The organism is Curtobacterium sp. PhB172, from assembly GCF_003752545.1.
Taxonomy (GTDB): Bacteria; Actinomycetota; Actinomycetes; order Actinomycetales; family Microbacteriaceae; genus Curtobacterium.
On sequence record NZ_RKIF01000008.1, the window covers coordinates 448,753 to 464,651 of the forward strand.

Sequence of the window (15,899 nt, forward strand, 5' to 3'; positions counted from 1 at the left end):
CCGGGTCCGTCCCGGTCCGTCCCGGCAAACCGACACTTCTCGCGGCGCCGAGCCGGTCCGTGCCGCGAAAGCGACAGTCTGCCGCGGATGTTCCGCGGCAGACTGTCGCTTTCGCGGGCCGGGGCCGCGGGCCGCGGGCCGCTGGCCGGGGCCGGGGCCCGGCGCAGCGCAGCGCAGCCGGGGCCTACCGCGCGGACGCCACCAAGCCGTGCGCAGTCGCCACGGCCTCGTTCGTGACCTGGCCGGCGTGCACGTTCAGGCCGAGGGCGAGCGACGGGTCGGCGGCCAGCGCGGCCTCCCACCCCCGGTCGGCGATCGCGACGGCGTACGGCAGCGTCGCGTTCGTCAGCGAGATCGTGCTCGTGCGCGGGACGGCGCCGGGCATGTTCGCCACGCAGTAGTACACGGTGTCGTGCACCGCGAACGTCGGGTCGTCGTGGGTGGTCGGGTGCGAGCCCTCGAAGCAGCCGCCCTGGTCGATCGCGATGTCGACGAGCACCGATCCCGGACGCATGTCCGCGACCATGGCGTCGGTGACGAGCTTCGGCGCGGACGCCCCGGGGATGAGCACGGAACCGATCACCAGGTCGGCCTCCCTGAGTTCTGCAGCGATGGCGTGCGCCGACGACCGGAGCGTCGTGATCCGCCCGTCGAACCGGGCGTCGAGCGCGCGCAGCCGCGGCAGGCTGATGTCGAAGACCGTCACGTCGGCCCCCATGCCGAGCGCCATCGTCGCGGCGTGCTCGCCCGCGACGCCACCGCCGATCACGACGACGCGGCCCTTCGGCGTGCCGGGCACCCCACCGAGCAGCAGCCCGCGTCCGCCGTTCGTGCGCATCAGGTTGTACGCACCGACCTGGGCCGACAGCCGCCCGGCGACCTCGGACATCGGCGACAACAGCGGCAGCGAGCGGTCCGGCAGCTGCACGGTCTCGTAGGCGATCGCGGTGGCCCCGGAGTCGATGAGTGCATCGGTCAGCGGGCGGTCGGCCGCCAGGTGCAGGTACGTGAAGAGCACCTGGCCCGGACGGATGAGCGGGTACTCGGACGCCACCGGCTCCTTGACCTTCAGGATCAGCTCGGCGCGCGCCCAGACCTCGGCGGCGGTGTCGACGATCTCGGCGCCCGCGGTGCGGTACTCGTCGTCGGGGAACGCCGACCCGATGCCGGCGCCGGCCTGCACCAGGACCTGGTGGCCGTGCAGCGCCAGCTCGGCGACACCCGCCGGGGTGGCCGCCACGCGGTACTCGTTGTTCTTGATCTCGGTGGGGACGCCGATGCGCATCGCAGACTCCTTCGTGGGTGGTGCTCTCGTCCACACCATTCAGCGCCGGATTCGTTGCGGTGACGTTACAGCCGAAGATCCTGATGACGCACGGCGCATCGGTGCGATGAGATTCGGCGGATGGCCACTCAGAAGACCTTGCCCGGGTTCAGGATGCCTGCCGGGTCGAACACCCGTCGGATCCCCCGCTGCAGCTCGAGGACGTCGTCACCGAGCTCGTCACCGATCCACCGACGCTTCAACACCCCCACGCCGTGCTCGCCCGTCAGGGTCCCGCCCAACTCGATCGCGGCACGGAACATCGCATCGGCGGCGTCCCAGACGTGAGCAGGCACCACGTCGCCGTCGAAGACGAAGTTCGGGTGCAGGTTGCCGTCACCGGCGTGCGCCACGGTCGGGATCGGGACCCCGTGTTCGCGGCCGATCTCCTCCACGCGAGCGAACATCTCGGCGAGCCGGCTGCGCGGCACCGCGACGTCCTCGATGAGCACCCGACCGCGCGACTCCATCGCAGCGTGGAAGGACCGGCGGATCGTCAGCAGGCGCTCGCGTTCCGCCGCCGACCCGGCCAGGTGCACGGTCCCGCCCTCGGCCTGGAGGCGCGGCACGGCTCCCCGCGCGGCCTCGGTCGCGCCCGGGCCGTCGAACTCCACGAGCAGGAACACCCCGCCCGCCGCAGTGCTCCCCACCGTCTCGACGATCACCTCGGGTCCGAGGTACGCCGCGATCCCCTCGAGGGCCAGGGCGTCCAGCAGCTCGACCGTCGACGGCCGATCCGCTCCCGCCACCACGGCGGCGGCCGCGGCGGCGGCCTGCTGCACGGACGGGTAGACGGCCCCGAGCGTCGCAGGCTCCCCCGCCGGGATGGGCACGAGGCGCACCGTCGCGCCGACGATGACGCCGAGCGTGCCCTCGGACCCGACGAGCAACGCCGTCAGGTCGAGACCGGTCACCCCCTTGACGGTGCGGTGGCCGGTCGACACGAGCCGGCCGTCCGCCAGCACGACGTCGAGTCCGAGCACGGCCTCGCGCGTGACGCCGTACTTCACGCACCGCAGGCCACCGGCGTTCGTGGCGATGTTGCCGCCGACGCTCGCGATCGCCGCACTCGCCGGGTCCGGTGCGAAGCGCAGCCCGTGCTCGGCGACGGCGGCGTTCAGCGCACCGTTGAGCACCCCGGGTTCGACGACGGCGAGTTCGTCCTCGACGGACACCTCGACGATGCGGTCCATCCGCGCGACGCTGAGCACCACCGTGCCCTCGGTGCCGTTCGCGCCACCCGCCAGACCGGTGCCGGCGCCGCGCGGGACGACGGGGACGCCCAGGGCCGAGCAGGTCCGGAGTGTCGCCTGCACGTGCTCGACGGTGCGGGCCTCGACGACGGCGACCGGACCGCCGGGTGCGATCCAGCCGGACTTGTCGGTCCGCGCGGCGTCGAGCACGCCCGGTTCGGTCCGGACGACGGTGCCGTCGGGGTCCTGCAGGGCGGAGCGGAGCTCGGTGACGACGGTGTCCATGTCGTCACGCTACCGCCGCCGAGTGGACTCCCCGGCTCGGTGCCCCCACGGCGGTCAGCGCGTGCGGAGCGACTCGCTCGGCAGCTCGCCGAAGCGGGTACGGTACGTCGCCGAGAACCGCCCGAGGTGTCCGAAACCCCACGACCGCGCGATCTCGGCGACCGAGGTCTCGTCGCGCGCACCCCCGAGCAGGTCCGCCCGCGCACCGTCGAGCCGCACCTCGCGCAGCAGGTCGCCGGGCGTCTGGTCGAGGTGCCGTCGCAGGGACTGCTGCAGCCCGCGCGGGCTCAGCCCCGCCGCCGCGGCGATCTCCGGTGTGCCGATGGGTTCGCGGGCGTGCTCGTGCACGAAGTCGAGCGCCCGGCGGACGCGTCCGTGCTCCGGACCGCCGCCGGCCACGGTCGAGCGCCAGCGATCGCGCTGCGGGAACGCGCGGATCGCAGCGGTCGCGAAGGCCTCGGCGATGTCGCGCTGCGCGATCGGGTCGAGGTCGTGGTCGACGTCGAGCCACGTCGACGAGTGCGTCCGGACCACGTCCTGCCACGCAGCCGACCCCGCAGCCGTCGGGCGCTGCATCGGCTCGAAGGCGAAGTCGTCCTCACCGACCAGCGCCCGGACGAAGTCGCGGTCCAGGTGCACGAGGTTCAGCGCGATGTCGCGGTGGTGCAGGGAGTACGGCTCGGCGAACGGCAGCACGACGGGCACGCCGGCTTCGAGCGCCCAGGTCTCGCCGCCGCAGGTGATCCGGCTGGAGCCACTCCGCATCCAGGCAACCAGGAACTCGTCGTCGACCTGGCTCTCGCTGCGCAGGTCGACCATGAACCGCGACGACCGCAGCGACATCCGGTCGTCGCCGACGCCAGCGAAGTCCCAGTGCGCGGTGGGGCGGGTGCGCCGGACCGCGGGTGCCCGGAAGTCGTAGTCGCGCCCGAAGAAGGCGAGCGCCTGGTCGACGTCAGTGCCGACCACGCGACGGGAGTACCGGCCGCCCGGTCGGTCCATCGAGATCACCATGGCCGAGAACCTACCCGGCGCCCCCGACAGAACCGGGTCACATCCTGACTCAGGGCTGCAGGATCGCCTGCCCGACGCTCTCGTCCAGGATCAGGTCCGTGACGAGCCCGGACGCCAGCGCACCCCGCAACGACGCGGCCTTCGACCGGCCCGCGACGACGCAGACCCGACGCGGAGCGCGCTTGATGGTGTCGAGGTCCGGCCCGCCGGCGCGTGCGTTCACGCCGATGTCCCGCCACGACCCGTCGGCCCGGTAGAACACGGTCGAGACGTCCCCGACGACCTGGGCCTTCGTGAGCTCGTCGCGGTCGGCGGGGTCGAGGTAGCCGCCGGAGTACACGTGCGACGGCACCGGGGCCTGCGGGGCGCCCACACCGAACACGACCAGGTCCATCCGCTCGTGCAGGTCGAGCACGCGGCGGATCGAGCGCTCGCGGAACAGCGCCTCCTTCGTGGCGGGGTCGTCGAAGAACGCGGGCACCGGGAACTGCTGCACGAACGCGCCGTAGGCCTCGCCGAACCGCCGCAGGATCTCCGAGGCGTAGACGATGCCCGTGGTCCGGGTGTTCGCGGCGCCGTTGATCTGCACGATGGTCGACCCGTGCGTGGTCTTCGGCACGAGGTACCGGCTGACCGCGCTCACCGTCGAGCCCCACGAGATCCCGATCACCATGTTCGACTCGACGTACTGCGTCAGGATCCGGGCGGCGGACAGGGCGACCCGTTCCAGGCGGTCGACGTCGCTCGTGTGGTCCGGCACCGGGACGACGTGCGCGTGCACGCCGAACCGCGAACGGATGCTGCGGCTCAGCGCGGCGGCCTGGTCCAAGGGTGAGCGGATCTGGATGTCGACGAGGCCGGTGTCCCTGGCGTACTTCAGCAGACGCGACACCGAGGAGCGCGAGGTCGCGAGTTCGTCCGCGATGGCGTCCATCGTCAGGTCCTGCAGGTAGTACAGGTGGGCGGCGCGCAGCGCCTGCTGCGTGCGCATGGGCTGAGCCGCATCGCTCATGGTGCTCCGATCTGTCGAACGCAACCATGCACGGACGTGCACGGCCTCTGCAACCCCTGTCGCGCCTCCCGGCCCCCGGATCGGAGCGCGCGACACGTGTGCTGCACGTTCGTGCACGCAAGTTGCCCGACCTCCCAAACCGGCGGACGATCGATCCTGACCACGAGAACCGACGAAGGAAGCGACGAACCATGTCGAAGAAGACACAGCCCCGGAACACGGTGACCGCCCTCACCGAGCGCCCGAACGCGCAGGTCCTCGTCGTCGGCGGCGGCATCAACGGCATCGCCACGTTCCGCGACCTCGCGCTGCAGGGCGTCGACGTCGCCCTGGTCGAGCGCGGCGACTACGCCTCCGGTGCGTCCGCTGCGTCGAGCCACATGATCCACGGCGGCATCCGCTACCTCGAGAACGGCGAGTTCCGCCTGGTGCGCGAGAGCGTCCAGGAGCGCAACGGCCTCATCCGCATCGCCCCGCACTACGTCAAGCCGCTGCAGACCACGATGCCGATCTTCTCGACGTTCTCCGGCATCATGAACGCCCCGCTGCGCATGCTGACGCACAAGCAGCGCTCCACCAAGGAGCGCGGCGCGATGCTCATCAAGATCGGCATGACGATCTACGACTCCTTCTCGCGCGACGGCGGCTCCGTCCCGAAGCACGTCTTCCGCACCAAGAAGGCCGCGCTCGAGGACATGCCCGCCCTCAACAAGGACCTGAAGTACACGGGCACCTACTACGACGCGAGCGTGCACGAGCCCGAGCGCCTGGCCCTCGACGTCCTCAAGGACGGCATCGCCGCGGGCACCGGGACCGGCTCCGCCGCGACCGCCCGCGCGACGAACTACGTCGAGGCAGCCGGCACCCGCGACGGCGGCGTGCTGCTGCGCGACCGCGAGACCGGCGAGGAGTTCGTGTTCACCGCCGAGGTCGTCATCAACGCGTCCGGCCCCTGGACCGACCTGACGAACGAGGCGTTCGGCGGCGAGACGAAGTTCATGGGCGGCACGAAGGGCTCGCACATCGTCGTCCAGAACGACGAGCTGCTCGAGGCCACCAAGGGCCGCGAGCTGTTCTTCGAGAACGACGACGGACGCATCGTCCTCATCTACCCGCTCAAGGGCCGGGTCCTCATCGGCACGACCGACATCGACGCCGACCCCTCGAAGCCGGTCACGACCACCGACGAGGAGATCGACTACTTCTTCGGGCTCGTGAAGCACGTGTTCCCGCAGATCGACGTCACCCGCGACCACATCGTCTACAGCTACTCCGGCATCCGCCCGCTCCCCCGCCACGAGGACACCGCCCCCGGCTTCGTGTCGCGTGACTACCGGATCGTGGACACCCAGATCGCCGGACTGCCGGAGTCGACCGTGCTGTCGCTCGTCGGCGGCAAGTGGACGACGTTCCGCGCCCTCGCCGCACACCTGTCGACCGAGGCCACCACGAAGCTCGGGATGACCCGCAAGGTCGACACCACCGGCATGGCGATCGGCGGCGGCAAGGAGTTCCCCACCACCGACGCGCAGCGCGCCCTGTGGATCACGTCGCACCGTGACGGTCTGGACGAGTCCCTGGTCGAGGGCCTGCTGGAGCGCTACGGCACCCGTGCCGCCGAGGTCGTGGACGTCCTGACCGACGGCCCCGTCGAGGCGCTCGAGTCCGACCCGTCGCTCACCCGCGCCGAGGTCGCGTACTTCGCCGAGCACGAGCAGGCCGTCCACCTGATCGACGTGGTGCTGCGCCGCACGAACCTGGCTTTCGTCGGCGGTGTCACGATCGACCTGCTCGACGAGCTGGCCGACGTGCTCGCCGGGGCGCTCGACTGGACGCCCGAGGAGCGCGCGGACGAAGTCCAGCGCACGCTCGACGTGCTCCGCGAGGCGCACCGCGTGATCGTGCCGCTGACGTCCGCAACGGCACAGGCGTCGGCGTCGCAGCTCGCGTAGTCGACGCGACCGCATTCGGACGGGAGGCCCGGTACCAGCTGGTACCGTCCCTCCCGTCTCGGCCGTCACCCCGCTGGCGCGGTGCGCCGGTACCGGCGGGTGGGGCCCACCTCCCGTCGTTCGTCTGGTCTCGTTCCGTTCGCCCGGTCGCGATCGCGCGTCAGAACCGCTCGCCGGTCGGGTCCAGCGCAGCGCGGTCGATGAGCTGGTCACCACCGATCGGCTCACCCTCCCAGTCGACCAGGTGCCAGCCGTCGGCGAAGGACCCCTCGAGCTCGACGATGCCGGTGTTCTCCAGGTGGCGCTTGGTGCCGAAGTGGTCAGGGGTGTTGTCGGCGGCCGCGCTCGCCCAGGTACGGATCGCCGCACCGTGACTCACCGCCGCCGCCACGCCGACGCCGGTGGCCTCGATCTGCCGCACGGCGTCGTCGTACCGCTCGAAGAACTCGAGCCCGCTCTCCGCCCCCGGCATCCGGGTCGTGCGGTCTCCGCCGGACCAGCCGTGCACCGTCGAGATGTACAGCTGCACGGACACCTTGTCGCTCTTGCCCTGGGTGTCCCCGGCCTCGATCTCACGCAGACCGGGCAGCACGACGGGCTCGAGCCCGAGCGACGCCGCCAGGGGTGCCGCGGTGATCTGCGTCCGGACCATGGTGGAGGCGAAGAGCCGCTCGATCCCCCGGTCGGCCAGGGCTGCCGGCAGGGCGTCCGCCTGCTGCTGGCCGAGCTCCGTCAGTCCGGGTCCGGGCACCACGGCGTCGAGGACACCGTTCACGTTCGCGAGGGTCTGGCCGTGGCGGATGAGCAGCAGTCGCATGGATCCACCCTACGGACCACCGCCGACGTCAGCCCTGGCGGGTGTTCCAGCGGGGGTTCTGCTTGTTGATGACGTAGACCCGGCCGCGGCGACGGACGACCTGCGAGCCGGGGATCTTCTTGAGTGCCTTGAGCGAGTTGCGGACCTTCATGGTTCTCCTCCGTCGGCGCTCTCTTGTTGAGAACGGTTTTCAGGTAGGGTACCCGACATGCGTGCTGCTGCCATCACCCTCGTCACCGCCCTCCACGAGGCCGACGCCGACCGCGTCGCCGCCCGGATCACCACCGGGCACCGGATGCACGTCGACGGGAGTGCGTTCGCCGCGGCCCGCGCGGTCGCCGAGCGGGCCGACCACCTCGACGGCGTGTGCGGCCCCGACGCCGACCACGGCCTCGTCGTCACCCTGCGACCCGGCTCCGACGCCCGCGCCGTGGGCATGATGCTCGCGAACGCCGCCCGGAGCGAGACCGGCGACGACCGGGTGCTCCGACACGTGGTCGGGGTGCTGCGCGCCGACGACGTCGCCCACCTGCTGTGGTCGGACGTCGACGACGCCTTCGTGGCCGCAGACCGGGTCGCATCACTCGTCGAGTACGCGACCGTCATCGCGCTCGACCGTCTCGCGCCACTGTCCCTGCGCCGCCGTCGCGCACTGGTCGCACTGCTGCACCGGCTCGCGCCGCAGGCCGTGATCGTGGCGCTGCCCGCCCTCCGGACCGCGCGCGACCTGCCCGCCTCGAACGGCGGGGCCGCTCGGGTCCTGGCCTCGGGCGCCGGGTGGATGCGCGCCCTGTCGAGCGGCGCCGACACCGGCCGGGACGCCCGCGACGACCTGGTCGCGATGCGCTACCGGGAGCCCCTGCCGTTCCACCCCGGGCGACTGGCCACCGTGATCGAGCGGGACCTGGCCGCCGGGGCCTCGGGCCGGGTGCTCCGCTCGAAGGGGTTCTTCCGGCTGGCATCACGCCCGGACCACGTCGGCTCGTGGTCGAGCTTCGGGGCGATGCTCGCGCTCGACCCCACCGCGAACCCGTCATGGGACGCCGACGCGCCGATCGGGCAGGCGCTGTGGTTCGTCGGCGAGCGGCTCGACGTGCGGGCGATCGAACGGGCCCTCGACGGCGCACTGCTCACGCCGCCGGAGCTACTGGCCGGGCCGGAACTGTGGCGCGGGTGGGCGGACCCGTTCCCCGTGTGGCCGGCGGTGGACCCGGCGTCGGAGCACCGGCACGAGTGAGGCGGGAGCGGCGCCTGCTCCGACTCCGACTCCGACTCCGACTCCGACTCCGAACGACATCCTCGACGTCGTGCGACGACCACGATGTCGTTCCCACTCCCGTGCAACGGCCCGCCCGTGCAACGAACGACGAGGCCGATGTCGTACGACATCGACCTCGTCGTTCCGAGTCGAGCGACCCGCGAGCGCCCCCAGCGTCAGCGGGCCGGCACGGCCTCGGCGGCGTCGCCCGCGGCCCGGGCGGCAGCGTCCTGGGCGGCGAACGGCAGGTCCCCCAGGTCCAGGTTCGGGTTCGTGTCCTGTGTGAGCACGAGCTCCTTCGCCTCGGCCTCGGTCTCCACCGCCGGCATCGAACCCGGCAGCGGACGCCGCGAGGACTCCTTCATGCAGAAGACACCGATGGCACCGACGACGCTCATCGCCATCAGGAAGTACGCCGGAGCGAGCTCGTCCCCGGTCACGGTCAGCAGCGCCTGCACGATCAGGGGCGTGGTCCCACCGAAGACGGCGATGGCGATGTTGTAGGCGAACCCCATGCCGCCGTACCGCGTCGAGGTCGGGAACAGCGCCGGCAGCGATGCAGCCTGGTTCGACACCCACAGCGCGGTCATCAGTGCGAGCAGCCCGAGCCCGGCCAGCGTGGACCACTGCGCACCGTGCCCGATCAGCATGAACGCCGGCACCACGAGCACCACGGTCGTCGCGGCACCGATCCACATCACGACGCGTCGACCGAGCTTGTCGGACAGCTTGCCGGTGAGCGGGAGCATGACCGCCAGCAGCAGGAGCACCGGGATCGTCAGCAGTGTGCCGTCGAGCGGGGAGTACCCGAGCGAGTCGGTCAGGTAGGTCGGCATGTACGAGGTCAGGGCGTACCCGACGGTGTTCGACGCCGCGACGAGCATGATCGCGATGACGATCGGCCGCCAGTGGTCTCGGACCATCACGAGCACGTTCGCGGGACGCTCCCCGTCGAAGGACGCGCGGGTCTCGGACGCGGCCTCCTGCGCGGCCTGGGTCGCTTGGAACACCGGCGACTCCTCGATGCGCAGACGGAACCAGATCGCGACGACGCCGATCACACCGGCCGCCAGGAACGGGAAGCGCCAGCCGTAGGCGACCATCGCGTCCTCGCCGAGGGTGATCTGCAGCACCGAGACCACGGTCGCACCGAGCGCGAAGCCCAGGTAGCTGCCGAAGTCCAGGATGCTCGCGAAGAACCCGCGGCGACGGTCCGGGGCGTACTCGGTCACGAAGGTCGTCGCACCGGCGTACTCACCGCCGGTGGAGAACCCCTGCGCCAGCTTCAGCACGACGAGCACGATCGGTGCGAACACCCCGATCGTCGCGTAGGCGGGCAGCGCACCGATGAGGAACGTCGACGCCGCCATCATGATCAGCGTCGTCGCGAGCACCTTCTGGCGCCCGATGCGGTCGCCGAGACGGCCGAAGACGATGCCGCCGAGCGGACGGGCGATGTACGTCGCAGCGAAGACACCGAGGCTGAACAGGATCTGCACGGCGGGCTCGGCGGTCGGCAGGAAGACCTTCCCCATCGTGACGGCCAGGTAGCCGTAGACGCCGACGTCGTACCACTCCATCGTGTTGCCGACGACCATGCCGCTCACCGCGCGGCGCATCATGCTCTTGTCGACCACGGTGACGTCGCTCTCGCGCAGACGTCGGTGCGGCCGGGTCGGGGTATGGCTGGGATCGGAGCCCATGTCTCTCCTCGAGGATCGTGACGAGCCGGCAGGGACCGGCTCGGGCCGGTGGAGACCGGCTCAGGAACAGCGAGCGACGTTACCGAGCGACCGAAATGTCATTGGCCGGTGATTCCCAGGCAGCGGCGTGTCACCCGAACGGGGGAAGGGCCCGATTCGCATGCGGCTGCGGATCCGCCAGGCTGAGTAACGAGGACATAACATCGGCGCATGGCGATCGAACCCGAGACGAAGAGCTGGACCTGGGTCATCGAGGGCACCTGCCCCGAGTGCGGCTACGACGGCACCACGGTGTCGATCCGCGACGTGCCGGGGATCATCGACGCGAACACGACCGCGTGGCCGACCGAACTCGGCCGGGATGACGTGCGCGAGCGTCCCGACGACCACACCTGGTCGGCACTCGAGTACGGCGCCCACGTGCGCGACGTGCACCGGAAGATGACCGAGCGGCTCGCCCTGATGCTCGCCGAGGACGCCCCGACGTTCCCGAACTGGGACCAGGACGCCACCGCAGTCCAGGACCGGTACGGCGAGCAGGACCCGGCCGTCGTCGTCCGGGAGCTCGGCGAGGCCGCACACCGGGCAGCGCGGGCGTTCGACGAGGTCCGTGGCGACCAGCTCGAGCGCACCGGGCTGCGGTCGGACGGCAGTGCCTTCACCGTCGCGACGCTCGCCACCTACTACGCGCACGACCCCGTCCACCACCTGTGGGACGTGCGGCGCACGCACTAGGTTCGGGCGTACCTGCCCGAATCGGGCGTACCTGCCCGAATCGGGCGTACCTGCCCGAATCGGGCGTACCTGCCACGAAGAAACGACCAGGTATGCCCGAAAGCGCCTTCCATCGCGCCCGTCCTGGGAAGGAACGCGCACCTGCCAGGCGCCGAGCAGACCGCTCAGGCGAGCGCGTCGAGCACGGCGCGGGCCGTCGCGGCGTCCGACACCAGCTCGTTGACGAGTCCCCCGCGCACCGCGCCGACGATGCTGCCGACCTTGGCGCTGCCGACGGCGACGCCGACGGCGTGCGGCACACCCGACAGGACCTCTCGTGAGGTCCGGACCATCCGGTCGCTGCCGGGGAACTCGATGGGCGAGCCGTCCGCGGCGTAGAAGTTGAGGCAGACGTCACCGGCGGCGTGGTCGAACGCGGCGTCCTCGACGGGGACACCCCGTGCCAGCGCGTCACGCGTCGGGGTCGGTGCCCCGATGCCGAGGATCGCGCCCTTCGCCCGGCCCCAGAGCCCGACGACGTGCTGGAAGGCCGGGTCCTCGTCGAGTGAGGAGCGCATCGCGGGCGACGGCAGAGCCTGCGCGAACAGGAAGGCGGGGATCGCTCCGGAGTGCTCCGCAGCGGTCCGGGTGATCTCGTTCGTCTGGAACCACGGCATCGGGTCGGCCTGCCCGCCCACCGTCGGGACGAGCTGCACGCCGGGCAGGCTCGGCATGCCGGCGTGTGCGACGTCGTACACCGTGCGGCCCGACGACATCAGGACGGCGTCGCCGGGGACGAGCCCCATGCCCTCGACCGCTGCGGCGAGGGGCGCGGCGAGGTCGGCGCCGAGCGTGGCGGTGTGCGTGACGGCGGCCAGGTGCACTGCTCGGATGCCGAGCACGACCTGCAGCCGTTCGGCGAGCGCGACGGTCTCGTCCTGGAACGGGTCGACGACCTCGATGCGGACGAGTCCGGCCTTGCGCGCCTCGGCCACGAGCCGCGACACCGTCGGACGCGAGACACCCAGGCGCGAGGCGATCTCGACCTGGGTGGCGTCCTCGAGGTAGTACATCCGAGCCGCCTGGTACACGGTGTCGAGCGGGAACCGGGTCCGGGCACCCTCGGCGGCGGGGTTCTCGGCGGACATGCGCCGATCGTATCCCCGGCACACGTCAGCGGATCGTGAACCCGCCGTCCACCCGGAGGTCGGCGCCGTTCACCATCGCGCTCGACTCCCCCGCCAGGAACAGCACCGCGGCGGCGATCTCGTCGGGGGTGGCGAAGCGGCCGGTGGGGATCTCGTCCTGGTGCCGGATGCCGTTCTCGTTCGCCCACGCGGCACGGCCGAGGTCGGTGAGGACGACGGTCGGCGACACGGTGTTGACGGTGACGCCGCGACCGCCCCACTCGAGCGCGAGGACCCGGGTGAGGCCGATGACGCCCGCCTTCGAGGCGCAGTACGCGGCGTGCCCGTCGATGCCGACGTGGGCGGCCTGCGAGGCGATGTTCACCACGCGCCCGTACCCGGCGGCGAGCATGTGCCGACCGACGGCCTGGGCGACGCGGAAGGTGCCGGTCAGGTTGACGTCGATCGTCCTCGACCAGGTCTCGGCGGACAGTTCGTCCGCCGGAGCGAGTGCGGCGATCCCGGCGCAGTTGACGAGCACGTCGACGCGACCGAAGTGCGCGACGACGTCGGCGACGGTGCGCGCCACGGACGTCTCGTCCGTCACGTCGCAGCCGAACCCGGCATGGAGGCCCGTGGCCGCGCCCGGCACATCGGTCGCAGCCGGCAGGTCGGCCGCGCCCGGTGCATCGGTCGCCGCCGGCAGGTCGGCCGCCGCCGCCGTGGCGCCGTCCCCACGGACGTCGACGATCGCGACCCGCGCACCCCGTCCGGCGAGTGCCCGAGCGATGGCGTTCCCGATGCCGGACGCGCCGCCGGTCACCACCGCGGTGCGGCCGGTGAAGTCGTTCGTCAGGTCGACGGTGTCCGGGCCCGGGCGCAGGGCCGCGGCGAAGTCGATGGTGCTGCTGGTCGTCATGTTCGCTCCTTTGCGTCGGGTCGAACCTAGCAGAAATTGTGTTCTGGACAAACGTTCTGCGAGGTGTACAGTCGTCGCCGAAGCCATCCAACGAAGGAGCAGCGCATGTCGACGACGACCGAGAACGCGGCCACGACCGCCACCACGACCATCCCCACGACGATGCGAGCCGTCGTCGTCCACGGCCCGGGCGACTACCGGCTCGAGGAACGCCCCGTACCGACGCCCGGCCCCGGCGAGCTCCTGCTCCGCACCGACGCCGTCGGCATCTGCGCGAGCGACCTGAAGTGCTACCACGGCGCCGCGAAGTTCTGGGGTGACGAGAACCGCGCCGCCTGGGCCGAGACGGACCGCATTCCCGGGCACGAGTTCGTCGGCACGATCGTGTCCGGCGACGACGACACCCTGGCGAAGCGGAAGGTCTCGCTCGGCGACCGCATCGCGTGCGAGCAGATCGTGCCGTGCTGGGAGTGCCGCTACTGCCTCGAGGGCGCGTACTGGATGTGCAACGTCCACGACATGTTCGGGTTCAAGGGCTACGACGGCGCGATGGCCGAGTACGTGCTCGTGCCCGCCAAGGCCCTGACCCACCCGGTGTCGAGCGCCCTGCCCGGTCAGGTCGCCGCGTTCGCCGAGCCGCTGTCCTGCGCGTTCCACGCCGTCGAGCGGGGCGACATCAAGTTCGGCGACACCGTCGTGATCGCCGGCGCCGGACCGATCGGCCTCTCCGCGATCGCCGGTGCCCGACAGAAGAACCCGCTCCGGATCATCGCCCTCGACGTGGTCGAGGCGAAGCTCGAGCTGGCACGCAAGGTCGGCGCGGACCTGACGATCAACATCGCCGAGGACGACGCGGTCGCCCGGGTCAAGGAGCTCACCGACGGGTACGGCGCCGACGTCTACATCGAGGCGACCGGCCACCCGTCCGCGGTCCCGCAGGGCCTCAACCTGCTGCGCAAGCTCGGCACCTTCGTCGAGTACTCGGTGTTCAAGGACGCCGTCTCCGTCGACTGGTCGATCATCTCGGATGACAAGGAGCTCGACGTCCGGGGTGCCCACCTCGGCCCGCACACCTGGCCCGCGGCGATCAAGCTGCTCGAGGCCGAGACCCTGCCGATGTCGGAGATCTGCACGCACCAGTTCCCGCTCGAGCGGTTCCAAGAGGCCCTCGACCTGGTCGGCGACTCCGCCGGCGCGAGCGTCAAGGTCTCGATCCTCCCGTCCCTGCAGGCCTGAGCCCGCCGACCCCTGGAGTCAGCAAGCATGTCAACGACGACACAGCGCGCCACCGGTGCGCCCACGACCCCTCGCGCCGAGGGCCGCCTCGACCGGATGGGGATCCCCCGCCCGCTCGCCCTAGGGTTCGTCGCCGTCCTGGTCTTCATGACCGGGAACGGCGTCGAGTCGAACTTCATCACCCCGCACATGGTCGCGGTCCTCGGCAGCCCCGAGGCCACCGTCGCGACGATCGTGACCTTCTACAGCCTCGCCGCCCTGATCGGCAGCTACGTCTCCGGCGCCCTCTCCGACCTGATCGGGCCGCGTCGGGTGATGATCCTCGGGTTCGCCGTCTGGGTCGTCTTCGAGGTGCTGTTCCTGCTCGCGCTGAACATCGGCAGTGTGCCGTTCGCGGCCGTCGCCTACGCCGTCCGGGGCTTCGGCTACCCGCTCTTCGCCTTCGCGTTCCTGGTCTGGGTGAACATCACCACTCCGGTCGAGCGGAACGGTTCGGCGGTCGGCTGGTTCTACGTCGCCTTCACGGGTGGTCTGCCGACGCTCGGTTCCCTCTTCGCGATCGGCGCCATCCCGGTGTTCGGCGGCGGCACGATCGGTGAGACCGGCGCGATGGTCGCCTCGATCGGCCTGGTCGTCGTCGGGTTCCTCATCATGCTGTTCGGCGTCCGGCTGCCGAACGGGTTCTCCCGCATTGCCCCGGCCGGCGAGAGCGCCTGGCAGGTGCTGACGAGCGGCATCCGCCTGACCGTCACCCGGCCGAAGATCCTGATGGGCTTCCTGGTCCGCCTGATCAACACCGCGCCCGAGTTCGGCATGTTCGTCGTCCTGCCCGCCGTGATCGCGAACGAGCGCGGGTGGGGCCAGAGCCGCTGGCTGCTCATGACCGTGTGCGTCTACGCGACGAACATCCTGGTGAACGCCCTGTTCGGCTGGGTCGGCGACAAGATCGGCTGGCAGCGCACCGTCAAGTGGTTCGGCATCGTCGGGTCCGCCCTCGGCCTCATCGCCTGGTGGTACGTCCCGCAGCTCGTCCCCGCCGGCTCGGACTGGGGCTACGTGCTCTCCGTCATCGCCGGCTGCGTGTTCGGTTGCCTGCTCGCCGGCTTCGTGCCGATGGGCGCGATCATGCCGGCGCTCGCCCCCGAGCACAAGGGCGCCGCGATGGCGATGTACACGACGGCGGCCGGTGGCGCAGCGTTCCTCGGCACCGGTGTGGTCGCCGCGGTCTTCGCGCTCGGCGGTGGCGGTCAGGCCGCGACCTGGACCTTCGTCGGCCTGTACGCCTGCGCGTTCGTGATGATCCACTTCCTCAAGGTGCCGCAGGGCACCCGCACCTCCCACTGAA

The 15,899-nt window shown here is 71.3% G+C and carries 14 protein-coding genes; 5 read left to right on the forward strand and 9 right to left on the reverse strand.

The annotated features are described in order from the left end of the window. Positions 1 to 184 precede the first annotated feature (184 nt). The 4 genes from ald to EDF42_RS11905 all read right to left on the reverse strand — a co-directional run bounded on the left by ald (position 185) and on the right by EDF42_RS11905 (position 4,828). Positions 185 to 1,285: an alanine dehydrogenase gene (gene ald / locus EDF42_RS11890; RefSeq protein ID WP_123672428.1), complete on the reverse strand. Its 1,101-nt coding sequence runs from the start codon at positions 1,283 to 1,285 to the stop codon at positions 185 to 187. 128 nt (positions 1,286 to 1,413) lie between these two features. Then, entirely contained in the window at positions 1,414 to 2,802 is a 1,389-nt protein-coding gene (locus EDF42_RS11895) for an FAD-binding oxidoreductase (RefSeq protein ID WP_123672429.1), read from the reverse strand. Positions 2,803 to 2,856: 54 nt separating this feature from the next. Beyond that, a complete protein-coding gene (locus tag EDF42_RS11900; RefSeq protein ID WP_123672430.1) occupies positions 2,857 to 3,816 on the reverse strand; it encodes an AraC family transcriptional regulator in 960 nt (319 codons plus the stop codon). A gap of 49 nt (positions 3,817 to 3,865) precedes the next feature. Further along, the gene (locus tag EDF42_RS11905) at positions 3,866 to 4,828 is read right to left on the reverse strand and encodes a sugar-binding transcriptional regulator (RefSeq protein ID WP_165901120.1); all 963 of its coding nucleotides are present in this window, start codon (positions 4,826 to 4,828) and stop codon (positions 3,866 to 3,868) included. A 191-nt stretch (positions 4,829 to 5,019) separates the two neighbouring features. On the opposite strand from EDF42_RS11905, the gene EDF42_RS11910 reads away from it, so the two are divergent. Continuing rightward, the gene (locus tag EDF42_RS11910; protein ID WP_123672431.1) at positions 5,020 to 6,780 is read left to right on the forward strand and encodes a glycerol-3-phosphate dehydrogenase/oxidase; all 1,761 of its coding nucleotides are present in this window, start codon (positions 5,020 to 5,022) and stop codon (positions 6,778 to 6,780) included. Between the two features lie 160 nt (positions 6,781 to 6,940). On the opposite strand, the gene EDF42_RS11915 is transcribed toward EDF42_RS11910, so the two are convergent. Both EDF42_RS11915 and ykgO read right to left on the reverse strand, forming a co-directional pair. Next, positions 6,941 to 7,597 (reverse strand): histidine phosphatase family protein, encoded by a 657-nt coding sequence (locus tag EDF42_RS11915; RefSeq protein ID WP_123672432.1) that lies wholly within the window; start codon positions 7,595 to 7,597, stop codon positions 6,941 to 6,943. Between the two features lie 28 nt (positions 7,598 to 7,625). Then, complete coding sequence (gene ykgO / locus EDF42_RS11920) at positions 7,626 to 7,748, reverse strand: type B 50S ribosomal protein L36 (protein WP_022905672.1); 123 nt, start codon at positions 7,746 to 7,748, stop codon at positions 7,626 to 7,628. A gap of 57 nt (positions 7,749 to 7,805) precedes the next feature. On the opposite strand from ykgO, the gene EDF42_RS11925 reads away from it, so the two are divergent. Further along, complete coding sequence (locus tag EDF42_RS11925) at positions 7,806 to 8,834, forward strand: GTP-binding protein (protein WP_123672433.1); 1,029 nt, start codon at positions 7,806 to 7,808, stop codon at positions 8,832 to 8,834. Between the two features lie 197 nt (positions 8,835 to 9,031). On the opposite strand, the gene EDF42_RS11930 is transcribed toward EDF42_RS11925, so the two are convergent. Then, positions 9,032 to 10,558, reverse strand: coding sequence for an MFS transporter (locus EDF42_RS11930; protein WP_123672434.1), 1,527 nt, complete (start codon positions 10,556 to 10,558; stop codon positions 9,032 to 9,034). Positions 10,559 to 10,768: 210 nt separating this feature from the next. On the opposite strand from EDF42_RS11930, the gene EDF42_RS11935 reads away from it, so the two are divergent. Further along, positions 10,769 to 11,293 carry a DinB family protein gene (locus tag EDF42_RS11935; RefSeq protein WP_123672435.1) on the forward strand — a complete coding sequence of 175 codons (525 nt, stop codon included), beginning with the start codon at positions 10,769 to 10,771 and terminating at the stop codon, positions 11,291 to 11,293. Positions 11,294 to 11,457: 164 nt separating this feature from the next. Here EDF42_RS11935 and EDF42_RS11940 read toward each other — a convergent pair whose 3' ends face one another. Together EDF42_RS11940 and EDF42_RS11945 are read right to left on the reverse strand one after the other, a co-directional pair. After that, entirely contained in the window at positions 11,458 to 12,420 is a 963-nt protein-coding gene (locus EDF42_RS11940; RefSeq protein ID WP_123672436.1) for a sugar-binding transcriptional regulator, read from the reverse strand. Positions 12,421 to 12,445: 25 nt separating this feature from the next. After that, positions 12,446 to 13,318, reverse strand: coding sequence for a GolD/DthD family dehydrogenase (locus tag EDF42_RS11945; protein WP_123672437.1), 873 nt, complete (start codon positions 13,316 to 13,318; stop codon positions 12,446 to 12,448). 105 nt (positions 13,319 to 13,423) lie between these two features. Here EDF42_RS11945 and EDF42_RS11950 point away from each other — a divergent pair, with 105 nt between their 5' ends. Beyond that, entirely contained in the window at positions 13,424 to 14,554 is a 1,131-nt protein-coding gene (locus tag EDF42_RS11950; RefSeq protein WP_123672438.1) for a zinc-binding dehydrogenase, read from the forward strand. Positions 14,555 to 14,581: 27 nt separating this feature from the next. After that, positions 14,582 to 15,898 carry an MFS transporter gene (locus EDF42_RS11955; RefSeq protein WP_221180442.1) on the forward strand — a complete coding sequence of 439 codons (1,317 nt, stop codon included), beginning with the start codon at positions 14,582 to 14,584 and terminating at the stop codon, positions 15,896 to 15,898. Position 15,899: the final 1 nt, after the last annotated feature.